At 36.9% G+C, this 14,097-nt stretch carries 11 protein-coding genes and 6 tRNA genes; 16 read left to right on the forward strand and 1 reads right to left on the reverse strand.

Features of this window, described 5'->3' with window-relative positions:
- From ACH0CI_RS26000 to ACH0CI_RS26025, 6 genes are all read left to right on the forward strand, one after another.
- Positions 1-75: transfer RNA gene (locus ACH0CI_RS26000), tRNA-Gln, on the forward strand.
- Positions 76-80: 5 nt separating this feature from the next.
- Positions 81-155 (forward strand) — tRNA-Gly (locus ACH0CI_RS26005).
- A 37-nt stretch (positions 156-192) separates the two neighbouring features.
- Positions 193-266 (forward strand) — tRNA-Cys (locus ACH0CI_RS26010).
- 14 nt (positions 267-280) lie between these two features.
- Positions 281-369, forward strand: a tRNA-Leu gene (locus ACH0CI_RS26015).
- A gap of 30 nt (positions 370-399) precedes the next feature.
- Positions 400-481: transfer RNA gene (locus ACH0CI_RS26020), tRNA-Leu, on the forward strand.
- A gap of 72 nt (positions 482-553) precedes the next feature.
- Positions 554-627: transfer RNA gene (locus ACH0CI_RS26025), tRNA-Gly, on the forward strand.
- A gap of 115 nt (positions 628-742) precedes the next feature.
- On the opposite strand, the gene ACH0CI_RS26030 is transcribed toward ACH0CI_RS26025, so the two are convergent.
- Positions 743-1,408, reverse strand: coding sequence for a B3/B4 domain-containing protein (locus ACH0CI_RS26030; RefSeq protein ID WP_033580874.1), 666 nt, complete (start codon positions 1,406-1,408; stop codon positions 743-745).
- 129 nt (positions 1,409-1,537) lie between these two features.
- On the opposite strand from ACH0CI_RS26030, the gene queG reads away from it, so the two are divergent.
- The 10 genes from queG (at position 1,538) to ACH0CI_RS26080 (ending at position 14,023) form a co-directional block, all read left to right on the forward strand.
- Entirely contained in the window at positions 1,538-2,674 is a 1,137-nt protein-coding gene (gene queG / locus ACH0CI_RS26035; RefSeq protein WP_406902447.1) for a tRNA epoxyqueuosine(34) reductase QueG, read from the forward strand.
- Between the two features lie 72 nt (positions 2,675-2,746).
- The gene (locus ACH0CI_RS26040; RefSeq protein WP_028412692.1) at positions 2,747-3,634 is read left to right on the forward strand and encodes an amidase domain-containing protein; all 888 of its coding nucleotides are present in this window, start codon (positions 2,747-2,749) and stop codon (positions 3,632-3,634) included.
- 64 nt (positions 3,635-3,698) lie between these two features.
- Positions 3,699-4,172: a tRNA (uridine(34)/cytosine(34)/5-carboxymethylaminomethyluridine(34)-2'-O)-methyltransferase TrmL gene (gene trmL / locus ACH0CI_RS26045; protein WP_016762878.1), complete on the forward strand. Its 474-nt coding sequence runs from the start codon at positions 3,699-3,701 to the stop codon at positions 4,170-4,172.
- 458 nt (positions 4,173-4,630) lie between these two features.
- Positions 4,631-6,526, forward strand: a complete 1,896-nt coding sequence (locus tag ACH0CI_RS26050) for a PrkA family serine protein kinase (protein ID WP_013055179.1) — start codon at positions 4,631-4,633, stop codon at positions 6,524-6,526.
- A gap of 324 nt (positions 6,527-6,850) precedes the next feature.
- A complete protein-coding gene (gene yhbH, locus ACH0CI_RS26055; RefSeq protein WP_028412691.1) occupies positions 6,851-8,029 on the forward strand; it encodes a sporulation protein YhbH in 1,179 nt (392 codons plus the stop codon).
- Between the two features lie 104 nt (positions 8,030-8,133).
- Positions 8,134-9,165 (forward strand): DUF3231 family protein, encoded by a 1,032-nt coding sequence (locus ACH0CI_RS26060; RefSeq protein WP_028412690.1) that lies wholly within the window; start codon positions 8,134-8,136, stop codon positions 9,163-9,165.
- Between the two features lie 143 nt (positions 9,166-9,308).
- On the forward strand, positions 9,309-10,205 hold the full coding sequence (locus tag ACH0CI_RS26065) for a cation diffusion facilitator family transporter (protein ID WP_014461808.1): 897 nt from the start codon (positions 9,309-9,311) through the stop codon (positions 10,203-10,205).
- Positions 10,206-10,310: 105 nt separating this feature from the next.
- A complete protein-coding gene (locus tag ACH0CI_RS26070; protein WP_049162794.1) occupies positions 10,311-11,840 on the forward strand; it encodes a spore germination protein in 1,530 nt (509 codons plus the stop codon).
- Positions 11,833-12,924 (forward strand): GerAB/ArcD/ProY family transporter, encoded by a 1,092-nt coding sequence (locus tag ACH0CI_RS26075; RefSeq protein ID WP_028412688.1) that lies wholly within the window; start codon positions 11,833-11,835, stop codon positions 12,922-12,924. The genes ACH0CI_RS26070 and ACH0CI_RS26075 overlap by 8 nt, the downstream gene beginning before the upstream one ends.
- Positions 12,914-14,023 (forward strand): Ger(x)C family spore germination protein, encoded by a 1,110-nt coding sequence (locus ACH0CI_RS26080; RefSeq protein ID WP_406902448.1) that lies wholly within the window; start codon positions 12,914-12,916, stop codon positions 14,021-14,023. Before ACH0CI_RS26075 ends, ACH0CI_RS26080 begins: the two co-directional genes overlap by 11 nt.
- Positions 14,024-14,097 lie beyond the last annotated feature (74 nt).

Raw genomic sequence — 14,097 nt, forward strand, 5'->3', positions numbered from 1 at the left:
TGGGCTATCGCCAAGCGGTAAGGCAACGGATTTTGATTCCGTCATGCGTTGGTTCGAATCCAGCTAGCCCAGCCATATTTGCGGAAGTAGTTCAGTGGTAGAACACCACCTTGCCAAGGTGGGGGTCGCGAGTTCGAACCTCGTCTTCCGCTCCAATTTAATTTTAATAAAGTTATTTAGTCTTGAGTAAATGGCGGCATAGCCAAGTGGTAAGGCAGAGGTCTGCAAAACCTTTATCACCGGTTCAAATCCGGTTGCCGCCTCCATTTATTTGCAAGCTGCCGGGGTGGTGGAATTGGCAGACACACAGGACTTAAAATCCTGCGGTAGGTGACTACCGTGCCGGTTCAAGTCCGGCCCTCGGCACCATTTATAATTTTAACTTGCCTTTTTTATTTTGCCGATGTGGCGGAATTGGCAGACGCGCACGACTCAAAATCGTGTTCCTTCGGGAGTGTCGGTTCGACCCCGACCATCGGTACTTTAGCTTTACTTGACAGGATGATTCCTGTTTTTATTTTTACTTATTGGTCGACAAATTTTGATAATATTTGCGGGTGTAGTTTAGTGGTAAAACCTCAGCCTTCCAAGCTGATGTCGTGAGTTCGATTCTCATCACCCGCTCCATACATATTGTTATCACAACGCAGTGTCTCGCTTTCAAAGCTGAGATGTTGCGTTTTTTATTTTTAGCGTAAATATAGCGTCTATCTTGAAAAGATAGACGCTATATTTACGTACATCAGTTAATGACTTGATAGGTTGCTTCGCCGCCGTGAATTTGAATGAACATGTCACTTAAGGATTTAGTTAGTTTATAAGCCTGTTCTTCTGAAAGTGAAGGTTTTAAATAGATGAACTGTACAGCTTGTGTTGTCTTTTCAGTTACGTACGCTCGGTTAGAATCGACATAAGGGCTTCCGAAAGCTCCTAGGGCATCTTTTGAAATGATTTTATTTTCTAAAGAAATGTTACGTTCATTTAGAGCTTCGTAAGACTCTTCTTTTTTACCGATAGTAAATTCAACGTGGCCCTCTATATTAGAAGAATCATAAATTCCAATTGGTACTTCATATTGCAATGAAAAAAAGTTATTAATGTCCACAGCAGAATTGATAGAAGGAAGATACGTTTGTTTTCCTATCCGTCGAATTAAAGCTTCTATAGAAGGACGGTATTTACTTGGATCCGTTCCAAACGTTTTGAAAAGCTTTCTCCACTCGCTAACACCTTCAAATTCTGTTACTTTTTTTGACTCAAGGTCAAAATAAATGGATTCTTGAAAAAGGCGCAGACGTCCTTTTAGCATTTGAGGAGAATCGCCAACTTCAATATTTTTATACTGAATGATTCCCATTTTAAAAGAAGGGCAAAGCTGTTTAATAGCGGGTGATAATGTAAAGTTCATTTTTTTGATCCTTTCTATTATAATTAGTATTTGTTCGTTTATAGATACCATCCTATCATTTCATTGAGTGAGAAAACAGTTCAATGCATGAATATATAGAATTTCTTAGAAAGGAGGCTATTACTCACTATGAATGCGTATCATTTGAAGGAAGAAATTATTTCATACAGCAAAGAGATTGGAATCGATAAGATTGGATTTGCGAGTGCTTCTATGTTTGATGAGTTAAAGAATCGATTGTTAGCACAGCAAGAGTTAGGTTATGCTTCAGGCTTTGAGGAACCTGATATTGAAAAAAGAGTAGATCCCACATTAGTTGTTCCAAAAGCTAGATCCATTATTTCAATTGCACTTGCGTATCCTTCTAAATTAAAGGATGCACCAAAGAGCACAAAGGAAGATCGCCGAGGGATCTTTTGCCGTGCTTCTTGGGGACAAGATTATCATACGGTTTTACGTGATAGGCTTCAAAAGCTTGAAGCTTTCATAAAAGAAAAAGTACCTGCAGCTATCCTTCAATCGATGGTAGATACAGGCGAGCTGTCGGACCGAGCTGTAGCAGAAAGAGCTGGTATTGGCTGGAGCGGTAAGAACTGTGCCATTATCACACCTGAATTCGGTTCCTACGTGTATTTAGGGGAAATGATTACAGATATCCCGTTTCCTCCTGATAAACCGATAGAAGACGGCTGTGGTACTTGTAATAAGTGCGTGGATGTGTGCCCTACCGGTGCGCTTGTAACAGGCGGTCAGCTGAATTCGCAGCGATGTATTGCCTTTTTAACCCAAACAAAAGGATTTTTAGCTGAAGAATTTCGAAGTAAATTAGGCAATCGTTTATATGGCTGTGATACATGTCAAACTGTGTGTCCTGAAAATAAAGGCAAAGACTTTCATTTTCACCCTGAGATGGAGCCTGACCCAGAACTTGCGAAGCCTAAATTAAAACCGCTTTTAACGATGAGTAATCGTGAGTTCAAAGAGAAATTTGGACATGTTTCAGGGTCATGGAGAGGGAAAAAGCCAATTCAGCGTAATGCCATTATTGCACTTGCCCATTTTAAAGACCAAACCGCTGTTCCAGATTTAATTGAGTTAATTAAAAATGACGTTCGCCCTGTCATTAGAGGAACGGCGGCATGGGCGTTAGGCAAAATTGGTGATAAAGAAGCATTAGATACACTTATGAACTTAAGAGAAAAAGAAAAGGACCAAGAAGTAATTGAAGAAATGTCAAAAGGTATAGAGATGCTTCAAGAGATCTAAACCGTATTTTTATTGATAAAGTTAGCTAATGAGTCATAGCGTATAATAAACGCTTAGAAAAGTGGTGACATTATGCTAACAAAAAGGAATGTATTATATACTTTAATTAAAGCGCGTGCGGACAGCTATGTAAAAGGTGAGCTTCATGAAGACTTTAAGCCTTTCATTGAACAGCAGTGTGAGCTAAAGCGGTCTCTTGTAAAAAAAAGAGAAGTTGATGTTTTAAAATGTAATATGAAAGGTTCTATTCAATCTGCTCATACGGATCAGGAAGAAACAAGAGTATTATATAAGGTGCACATTCAGGCATTTTTAAAACAAAACGATTTTTTCTATATAGAAGAAGAAATTGAAGATCGTTTAGCTCTTTTTTATAAAGATACACTTATTCAAGATGAGCTGCTGGTAAAGGATTTTTCTGAAGATGAGGTTGAAATGGATGTAGAAGAAGTAGAGGAAGACGAAGAAAGAGCCTCTTATTATGATCGTCTTGCAGCTGTTCAGTATGCAGAAAAACATTGGGATAAACCTAATGAAAGTTATAAGCAGTTTGAGGTAAACTGCACCAACTATATCTCACAGTGTTTGCATGCAGGAAAGGCGCCGATGCGGGGGTATCCTAAAAAAGCAAACGGATGGTGGATGAGAGGGAACGCCTGGAGCTATAGCTGGGCCGTTGCTCATTCCATGCACAGCTATTTAAGTAACTCCAAATCAGGACTTCGGGCTGTGAGGAAATCTTCAGCAAGCGAACTTGTCCCCGGAGACGTTATCTGCTACGATTTTGAAGGAGATGGAAGATGGAATCATACGACGATTGTTGTAGCAAAAGACGGTCACGGTATGCCTCTTGTGAATGCGAACACGTATAATAGTCGAATGAGATATTGGGCTTATGAAGATTCAACGGCTTACACGCCAAAGATTAAGTATGATTTTTTCCATATCGTTGATCGGTAAGTCTTTCGTTTTAGCAAGTTAGTGGTATAATGATGAATAGATTTGTTAGCAGAGGTGAAAATTTGTGGGAGTACACGTAGTGTTATTTCAACCAGAAATTCCAGCAAATACAGGAAATATTGCGCGAACATGTGCAGCAACAAATACGACGCTGCATTTAGTTCGGCCGTTAGGCTTTTCAACAGATGATAAAATGTTAAAGCGAGCTGGATTGGATTACTGGGAATTTGTAAATGTGGTGTATCATGATTCATTAGAAGAAGTATTTGAAAAGTATCCTGAAGCAGGCTTTTACTTCATCACAAAATTTGGTCAACAGCCACATACAACATTTGATTATAGTGACTTAGAGCAGGATCATTTCTTCGTATTTGGGAGAGAAACAAAGGGTCTGCCAAAGCACATTATTGAAGAGAACATGGAAAGATGTCTTCGTTTACCGATGACAGAAAATGTTCGTTCTTTAAATTTATCTAATACAGCAGCTATTTTAATCTATGAAGCGCTGCGTCAACAAAATTACGCTGGTTTATCTTAAATAAAAAGCGAGGTTCAATAAAATTTGAACCTCGCTTTTTTATTTATGTCGACGATGATATGTAGTGGTTATTTTTTAACGCCCGGTTTATCATTGTATCCCGCTCTGAAGATGGATGCTAAAAAAGCAATTGTTACTCCTAATACTAAAAGTAAGCGCATTGATTTTCCTCCTCAATCTAATTAAAAGGATTATACAGCTACTGCAGTTAAAACCGACTTCCCATATCTCATGATGATAATAATGACAAAATAACTCTTCTAGAGACGTAAGTTCTCTAATAAAATTTAACCGTTCCTTCTTACTCTTTTATTATAGCTAATAAATACTTCACTGTGAATGCCTAGCAAGGACAAATTTCTGAATTTTACAATTTAAAAAGCATGTTCAAACATTTTGCTGCATAGATTGTATTAATCTTGTTCACTAGCACCATAACTAGTAGGGGAGGTCCTTTAATGGATATATTAAAGAAAGTTGAAAGATACCGCGAAGAAGAGAATCGTCTTAAGTGGGAAGGGACATTTGAAGAGTACCTAAAGCTGATTAAAGATGAGCCTTTAATTGCTCAGCCTGCACACTCTAGAGTATACAACATGATAAAGGATGCAGGAATTGAAGAGGTAAATGGTAAAAGACATTATAAATTTTTCAGTGGACAAATGTTTGGACTTGAAGATTCGCTAGAACGCTTGGTGGAAGAATATTTTCACCCAGCTGCAAAGCGTTTAGATGTTCGTAAACGTATTTTACTTTTAATGGGTCCAGTAAGTGGTGGTAAATCGACGCTAGTGACCATGTTAAAAAGAGGGCTTGAAGCTTATTCGCTTACTGATCGAGGAGCTGTTTACGCTATTAAAGGATGCCCAATGCATGAAGATCCGCTGCATTTAATTCCACATCATTTACGTAAAGACTTCTTTGAAGAGTATGGTATCCGAATTGAAGGAAACTTATCTCCTTTAAATACAATGCGATTAGAGGAAGAGTATGGCGGCAGAATTGAAGACGTCATCATCGAACGCATTTTCTTCTCAGAGGACAAACGAACTGGAATTGGAACGTTCAGTCCTTCTGATCCGAAATCTCAAGACATTGCTGACCTAACAGGAAGCATTGACTTTTCAACAATTGCAGAGTATGGATCTGAGTCAGATCCGCGCGCTTACCGCTTTGACGGAGAGCTTAATAAAGCAAACCGGGGAATGATGGAGTTCCAAGAGATGTTAAAATGTGACGAGAAATTTTTATGGCATTTACTCTCTTTAACCCAAGAAGGAAACTTTAAAGCAGGAAGATTTGCTTTAATTAGTGCAGATGAATTAATCGTAGCGCATACAAATGAAACAGAGTATCGCTCGTTTATTTCCAATAAGAAAAATGAAGCTTTGCATTCACGAATTATTGTAATGCCTGTTCCATATAACTTAAAAGTGAGTGATGAGGAAAAAATTTATGACAAAATGATTCGTGAAAGTGACGTATCAGATGTTCATATTGCACCTCATACGCTACGTATTGCGTCTATCTTTACTACGTTAACAAGATTAAAAGAGCCTAAAAAAGGCGATATCGATTTGTTAAAGAAAATGCGCTTATACGACGGTCAATCTGTAGAAGGCTATAACGATGCAGACGTAGAAGAGTTACAAAAAGAGTATACGGATGAAGGAATGAGCGGTATTGATCCGCGTTATGTCATTAACCGCATTTCATCTACCATCATTCGAAAAGATATTAAATCAATCAATGCATTAGATGTACTGCGTTCATTGAAGGAAGGGTTAGCACAGCATGCGTCTATTTCTGCTGAGGACCGAGAGCGTTACCTGAATTATATTTCTCTGGCGCGTAAAGAATATGATGAAATTGCTAAAAAAGAAGTGCAAAAAGCGTTCGTTTATTCTTATGAAGAGTCTGCTAAAACATTAATGGATAATTATTTAGATAATGTCGAAGCATACTGCAACAAAAATAAGCTTCGTGATCCGCTAACAGGAGAAGAGTTAAATCCAGATGATAAATTAATGCGTTCAATTGAAGAACAAATTGGTATTTCAGAAAATGCGAAAAAAGCATTCCGCGAAGAAATCTTAATTCGTATTTCCGCTTATGCACGTAAAGGAAAACGATTTGACTATAATTCTCATGAACGCTTACGTGAAGCGATTCAGAAAAAACTGTTTGCAGATTTAAAAGACGTAGTGAAAATTACAACGTCCACTAAAACACCAGATGAGCAGCAGCTGAAGAAAGTAAATGAAGTAGTGGCTCGATTGATTGATGAGCATGGATACAATTCAGTATCTGCTAATGAACTGCTGCGCTATGTAGGAAGTTTGTTAAATCGATAACTTAGTACTAACAAGAAAACATGGCACTTCCGATCTGTGCCATGTTTTTCTTATCTCTTAAAATAAACTCTGCATAATTAGGCTAGTGTGTAGTACGCATTGCACTTAACCATCATATGATAAGTCATAAACATATACATGACACTAGACACTATAAAATGAATAGTTAATAGTAAAAGAATTAGTTAGCAAGTATACCATTCTTGCGCATAGGATAAGAGTAACCAACCTTTGAACTAAAGGTATTTGTCAGAAACTTTCGGTATAGCTTATGCATGCCGAGTAAAAACGTGCAGGTGTTTTTTAAATAAGGAGGGGAATAGCGTGGGAAAAGAAGTAGATAAAAGTTTTGCTGTCTCAAAAGAAGACTGGTCCCTCCATCGTAAAGGCCACGATGATCAAAAAAGACATCAAGAAAAAATTAAAGAAGCCATTAAAAATAATTTACCGGACTTAATTACAGAAGAAAATATCGTGATGTCCAATGGAAGAGAAGTTGTTAAAATCCCGATCAAATCATTGGATGAATATCGAATTCGGTACAATTATGATAAAAACAAACATGTGGGTCAAGGTGATGGAGACAGTAAAGTTGGGGATGTAGTAGCACGTGACGGATCTGCTGGAGATGGTCAAAAAGGAGCAGGAAAAGGTCAAGGAGCAGGTGACCAGGCTGGAGAAGACTACTTTGAAGCGGAAGTGTCCCTCATGGAACTTCAAGAGGCTTTATTTGCTCAATTAGAACTGCCTAATCTTCAGCGAAAAGAATCTGATCAAATTGTTGTGGAACACATTGAATTTAATGATATACGACGTACAGGTTTGATGGGGAATATTGATAAAAAACGAACGATGATGAGCGCTTATAAGCGAAACGCAATGACAGGAAAGCCTGCTTTTCATCCTATTTATCCGGAGGATTTAAAATTTAAAACGTGGAATGAAGTTATAAAGCCAGAATCGAAAGCAGTCGTTTTAGCTATGATGGATACGAGCGGTTCGATGGGCATATGGGAAAAATATATGGCACGAAGCTTTTTCTTTTGGATGACACGCTTTTTACGTACGAAATACGAAACGGTGGAAATTGAATTTATTGCGCATCATACAGAGGCAAAAGTAGTGTCAGAAGAAGACTTCTTCTCCAAAGGAGAAAGTGGAGGAACCATCTGCTCATCTGCTTACCGAAAAGCGCTTGAATTAATTAACCAAAAGTATGATCCGAGCCGTTATAATATTTACCCGTTTCATTTTTCAGATGGTGATAACTTAACTTCAGATAACGCAAGGTGTGTAAAGTTAGTAAATGAATTAATGAAAGTGTCAAATATGTTTGGGTATGGGGAAGTGAATCAGTACAATCGACATTCCACTTTAATGTCTGCGTACAAAAACATTCAAGACGAAAGCTTTAGACACTTTATTTTAAAACAAAAATCAGACGTTTTTCATGCGATGAAAAGCTTTTTTAGAAAAGAGACCGAAGACCAAAAATATGCATAACCTAAAAGGCCTAGACTTGTTATCTAGGTCTTTTTTATGCGGTTTATTCAACGCTTCTTTGGAGATAGTAAAAGTACGACTTTATCCAAAAGGAGAATAAGTGAATGAACGAAAATATAAAGAGTGAAATGCAAAAACATCAACAAAATCAGCGGTTGAATGCAGCCGAGTTAGGTTACTTATGGGCGCAATATTTAGGCGATACGCTGTATGTATGCGTTCTTGGATATTTTCTATCTGTTGTAAAAGATCCAGAGATTAAGGAACTTTTAAAAAAAGCACATCAGTTTTCACAAACTCATGTAGACGAATTGACGGAATTATTCAGTTCAGAAAAAATTCCAATTCCAGTAGGGTTTGGGGAACAAGATGTGAACAAAGGAGTTCCTGCTTTATTCGATGATATTTTTATGGCTATTTATGTAAACGAAATGGCCATTGGAGGTATGAAGAAATATGCCAGAGCGCTAAGTGCAGTGAGAAGGCAAGATATTTATGACCACCTATCTCGATGTGTAAAAGAAAGCGACATTCTTTTAGAGAATTCTAACCACGTTATTTTAAGAAAAAGCATGCTGATGAGACCTCCGGTTATTCCTTATCCTGTAAAAGTGAATTTTGTGGACGAAAAAACATTTATATCACCATTTTTCTCTCAAATGCATCCTTTAACTTCTTTAGAGGTTACCGCTATTCAAGAAATTGTTAATACAAATGTATTAGGTAAAACGCTGATGCTGGCCTTTAGTCAAGTAGCTACCACACAAAAATTACGCTCTTATTTTTTTGATGGAGTCAAGCTTGCAAGTAAGCAAATCAAGCACTTCACCGAATTACTGTCTGAAGCTGATTTACCAAGTCCGAGGCTGCTTGATGCATATGTAACCAACTCAACGATTTCACCGTTTTCAGATAAGCTGATGATGTATCATACTTCTACAGCGGTGACGATCGCTATTGATAACTGCGGTGCTGGTTTGTCTATGGCCTTCCGTTCGGATGTAGCAGTAGAATTTTCTCAGCTAATTGGGCGTATAGGGAAGTACGGAAAAGATGGAATTCGAATTATGATTGAGCAAGGGTGGATGGAAGAACCTCCAATGGCAACTGATCGTAAGAAGTTGGCAGAGAAATAAGAAAGATATGTTGTGGATTATCAGTAATTTTGCGGTGCTGAAACATATATAGCTAAATGAAAATAGGTTGCTCTAGACCCACTTGAATGAACAGTGATAAGATAAAAAAGCTGATTTTTCAAGAAGTAAGTCGAGGTGTGCAAATGAATAATAGTATAAGGGAGTCCATTGCGAAAAAAGTAGCATGGATTAGCGTATGGAGCAATATTGCCCTTACGCTAGGAAAAGTAATAGTAGGATGGATTGGAAATAGTGATGCCGTATTTGCTGATGGTATTCACTCTGCAGCGGACGTATTTGCCTCTATTATTGTCTTGTTGGTTATACGAGTAGCAAATAAGCCAGCAGATGATGATCATCCATACGGGCATGGAAAAGCAGAAGTAATTGTCTCAGGAATTGTAGGAATTATTTTATTGCTTGTATCATTTTATGTGGTATTTGAAGGAGTCGTTGGTTTATTCCATCCGGTTGAATCTCCAAATATTTTAGCCATGTGGATTGCTGTTATTTCATACATAGCAAAGGTATTATTGTACCGTTATTCTTTAAACGTAGCCAAGCAGCACCACAGTAAGGCAATTGAGGCAATTGCATTTGATCATAAAGCAGATATTGTTGCTTCTATTGCAGCGGCAATTGGTGTTTTATTATCCATTATTGGTGATAAAATGGATGTTCAACTGCTGTTATACGGAGATAAAATAGCAAGTATCTTTGTTGCTTATTTAATTTTTAACATTGCCAGACAAATGATGGGAGAGTCTTTTCAAATCTTAATGGAAGGCAATATTGATGAAGAGCTACTGAAAGAACTTGAAGAAAGTATTTATGAATTTGAAGATGTGAAGCGGATTGATCGCGTTCGAGCAAGAGAACATGGCCATTACATATTAGTGGATGTACGTATTTCAATTGACCACTTTAAAACAATTAAGGAAGGTCATGATTTAGGACGAGAAATCAAAGCTACACTTATGAAAAAGCATGATAATATTCAGGAAGTATTAATCCATTTGAATCCTTATTATCCAGATTAAAGAGACGCAGCGAAAATTTTCCGCTGCGTCTTTTTGCATTTTTTTTACATACTATTTATTTTTTTAGAAACAATGAATATTAACAAGAGACATCGAGGCAGGTGAGTGGCACTGTTAATTAAACGAAGGCCTAAGCGAAAAAAAAGTCCTATCTCCCTTGAAGAAAAGGAGCCAAAAATAGAAATTGAACTTGGTACAAACATAGAAGAAACTCTAAATGTGCTAGAAGAACGGTTAGACTATACGAGCGATATAGGGAAAAGGTGGCTAAAGTTCAATTATGAGCGTGCGCTTTTAGTTTATTTTGTTCCTCTTATGGATTCAGTGAAATTAAATGAGCATGTGATCAAACCTTTATTAATCGAAAAAGAAGGAAAGATAAGTGAAATTATTCAGGCCGCTTCAATTACTCCTACAAAAGATTTGAATGAAATGATTAGTTTAATGAGCCGAGGTGCGTCTGTTTTATTAATAGAGAATGATCCGTTTGTGTATGCAATTGATTCTACCAAAACGGCTACAAGAGAAGTTAATCAAGCCCTGAATGAAAAAGTGATTAGGGGTTCACAGGAAAGTTTTGTCGAGAGCTTGGACAAAAATCTAAACATGATGAGGCAAAAATTTTTAGATGGAAGCCTTATTGTACGCTATATCGAAGTAGGCAGTATTTCACGCACTCGAGTGGCAGTTTTATATTTGAAAAATATAGCAAACGCAGAAATTTGTAATATGATTATTGATCGTATCAAACAAATTGAAGTGGATGGAGTAGATAGTGGGAGCATCATTGAAGAGGCTTTAGAAGATTCGCCTCTTTCACCCTTTCCTCAGCTGTTGAACACAGAAAGGCCGGACCGGGTAATGGGTAATCTGTTAGAAGGCAGAATGGCCGTTTTAACAAATGGAAATAGTTCTGCGTTAATTGCTCCTGTTAACTTTTTTACTTTTTATCAATCGCCTGAAGATTACAATACACGTGCACTTTATGGCTCATTTTTTCGACTTTTACGCGTGTTCAGTTTTTTTGTTGCCATGAGTTTACCTGCGATTTATATTGCAACGATTTCTTTTCATTACGAGTTAATTCCTTTGGACTTAGTATTTACGGTAAAAGGATCTCTTGAGAACGTTCCGTTTCCTCCGATAGTAGAGGCATTTATTATGGTATTGATATTGGAACTATTAAAAGAAGCATCGCTCAGGCTGCCTTCATCCATTGCTCAAACCATCGGGGTAGTTGGAGGATTAGTTATCGGCACAGCAATTGTTGAAGCGAGTTTAGTTTCAAATATGATGATTATTGTTATTGCTCTAACAGCCGTTTCTTCCTTTGTTGTGCCATCAAACGAAATGAGCACAACGCTGCGAATTTTAAGTTTTCCTATGATGATCGGAGCAGCCGTTTTTGGCTATTTGGGTATTGTTTTTGTACTAGTGCTCATCGTTATGCATTTAGTTATTTTAGAGTCCATTACGATGCCTTACTTAATTCCTTTTGCTCCATTTAGATTTTCCGGCTTAAAGGATGTCTTTGTAAGGATGCATCAGCTTTATTTGAATGAAAGGCCTGCTAATGCTAAGCCTCAAAAACGTAAACGTCAAAAAGCGATAAGGAATTGGGATTCAAATGAATAAAAATAGTATTTCAGCCAGTCAGCTGTTCTTTATCATCTTACAAACTCAAATTGGGATTGGTGTTTTAGGGTTACCTTATAACTTATTTAAAACGGCGCATACGGACGGCTGGATTTCCATGTTAATGAGCGGTTGTATTATTCAAGTCATTACATTATTCCACTGGGGATTAACGCATCGTTTGCCAGGTTTAACGCTGTATCAGATGACTAGCAAGCTGCTTGGTAAGTGGTTAGGTAATTTTTTGAATATAGGATATGTGTTTTATTACATTATTGTCTCAAGTGTCATTACGGTTTTATATGTAAACGTGTTAAAGCGCTGGCTTTATCACTTGACGCCAGCTTATGTTCTTGTCTTTTTATTAGTTGTTATTGCGTTATATTTTGCAAAAGAGAATGTACGCAATATAGGGCGTTTTTTTACTATTGTATCTGTATTTTTAATTATTTTGGTATTATTGGTGTCAAATGCTTATAAAGAGGCCGATGTCCGGTATCTATTTCCGATTGGGCACAGCGGTATTCAAAATATTTTGCTGGCGTCAAAAGAAGGAAGTATCTCAATGTTAGGTTTTGAAGCTATCTTAATTTTAGCACCGTTTGTAAAAGCAAAGTCTACGACGACTTTAAAAATGGTCATGCTTAGTAATTGTATCGTTACGATTTTATATGTGTATATTATCATTGCTTGTTATATGTTTTTTAGCCCAGATGAAATTTTAATTGTACCAGAACCGGTTTTATATATTTTGAAGGCGACGCAAAACTCAGTTATCGAACGAATCGATTTGGTTTTTATTACTTTTTGGATCATTTCTGTTATTACGTCCCTTATTATATATGTATATATTTCAAGTGTAGGCATGCAGGAAATCTTCAAAAAGAAAACTCACCGTCCATTTGTTCCAATTGTATTGATATTTGTAACAGGTCTTTCCATTTATTTTTCAAAAACGGATCAGCTTGTCGCAGCTTTGTCTCAAACAACTAATTATTTAATTTACGTATTCATTTTCTGTATTCCTATCTGTTTGCTATTACTGTCATGGATTAGAAAAGGAACTGTAAAAAATGAAGGATAAACTGATCAAGATAATGAGCATATGTTTAGTTTTAAGTTTTCTAACGGGATGCTGGGATCAAAAATTGTTAAAAGATACGATGTTTTTGTCTACAGTGGCTTATGAAAAAAAGAAAGATAAGGTGATTTCTACTATTGCGATCCGTTCCTATACGTCTAAAGAAGGGACATTAGTGAATAAAACCTATCATGTAGCAGGGGATTCACCTCGAGACGATCGTACAAAAATTAACCAGCAGGTTTCTGGAATTGTTATGTCTGCCAAAAAGAGAATAATCTTATTTGAAGATCGATTAGCTAAAGAAGGTATACTAGAATTATCAGACGTCTTATATCGCACACCGGAAAGTCCTCTAACGGCTAAGTATGTCATTGTAGAAGGGAAACCGAGTACGATAGTTGAGCTACAGCAAGTAGGAGAAGAGCTAATTGGAGAATATTTAGACGGAGTTGTCCATACGGCTGAAGTCAATTCCTTAGTGCCAATTGAAACTCTTCAGTCACTTTGTACCGTGTTGTTTGATGAAGGAAAAGGGCTAGCTCTTCCTTATATGAAATTAAATACTGAAAATAAGACCGTTGATGTAATCGGTACAGCTTTGTTTAATGAAGATAAATTTTCAGGTATTACATTAAATTCCGATGAATCTAAGGCGCTTCTTTTATTAGGAAATCAAAAAGACAAATATATGATTATGAGTCACAAAATTACCATACATGATCAACAGTATGTAGTATCGTATGATGTGTCAGATGCTAAAGCAAAAATGCACGTTAAACCTGATGCGGTGCACGGAGCAAAAGTAATCATACCGCTAAATATAAAAGTAAGTATTAATGAATTTACTAAAAATGAAATGTCATCTCCTGCATTAACAAAAAACGTACAGAAAGAAATTGAAAAGATTCTACAAAAGAAAGCTGAAAAAGTAGTTGAAAAGCTGCAAAAAGCTAACTGTGATTTTCTTGAAATAGGAAGAGAAGTAGCTGCTTATCATCCGAGTATATGGAAAAGGCTTAAATGGAGACAGGACTATAAAAACATCTCGATTAATCCGAAAGTACAAGTGGAAATTATCCATCGTGGAGTTATTAATTAACAAAAGTCATGCGAAAAGCGTGGCTTTTTTAATTGAAAAAATTTTAGTTTACAAAATAACAAAAAGGGAATTGT

This window comes from Priestia sp. 179-F W1.4 NHS, assembly GCF_045369295.1.
Taxonomy (GTDB): domain Bacteria; phylum Bacillota; class Bacilli; order Bacillales; family Bacillaceae_H; genus Priestia; species Priestia zanthoxyli.

Coding starts and splice junctions, on each gene's coding strand:
- queG (WP_406902447.1), top strand. CDS start 1,538: ATGAATGCGTATCATTTGAAGGAAGAAATTATTTCATACAGCAAAGAG.
- ACH0CI_RS26080 (WP_406902448.1), top strand. CDS start 12,914: ATGAAGGATAAACTGATCAAGATAATGAGCATATGTTTAGTTTTAAGT.
- ACH0CI_RS26060 (WP_028412690.1), top strand. CDS start 8,134: ATGAACGAAAATATAAAGAGTGAAATGCAAAAACATCAACAAAATCAG.
- ACH0CI_RS26065 (WP_014461808.1), top strand. CDS start 9,309: ATGAATAATAGTATAAGGGAGTCCATTGCGAAAAAAGTAGCATGGATT.
- ACH0CI_RS26030 (WP_033580874.1), bottom strand. CDS start 1,408: ATGAACTTTACATTATCACCCGCTATTAAACAGCTTTGCCCTTCTTTT.
- ACH0CI_RS26040 (WP_028412692.1), top strand. CDS start 2,747: ATGCTAACAAAAAGGAATGTATTATATACTTTAATTAAAGCGCGTGCG.
- ACH0CI_RS26050 (WP_013055179.1), top strand. CDS start 4,631: ATGGATATATTAAAGAAAGTTGAAAGATACCGCGAAGAAGAGAATCGT.
- ACH0CI_RS26075 (WP_028412688.1), top strand. CDS start 11,833: ATGAATAAAAATAGTATTTCAGCCAGTCAGCTGTTCTTTATCATCTTA.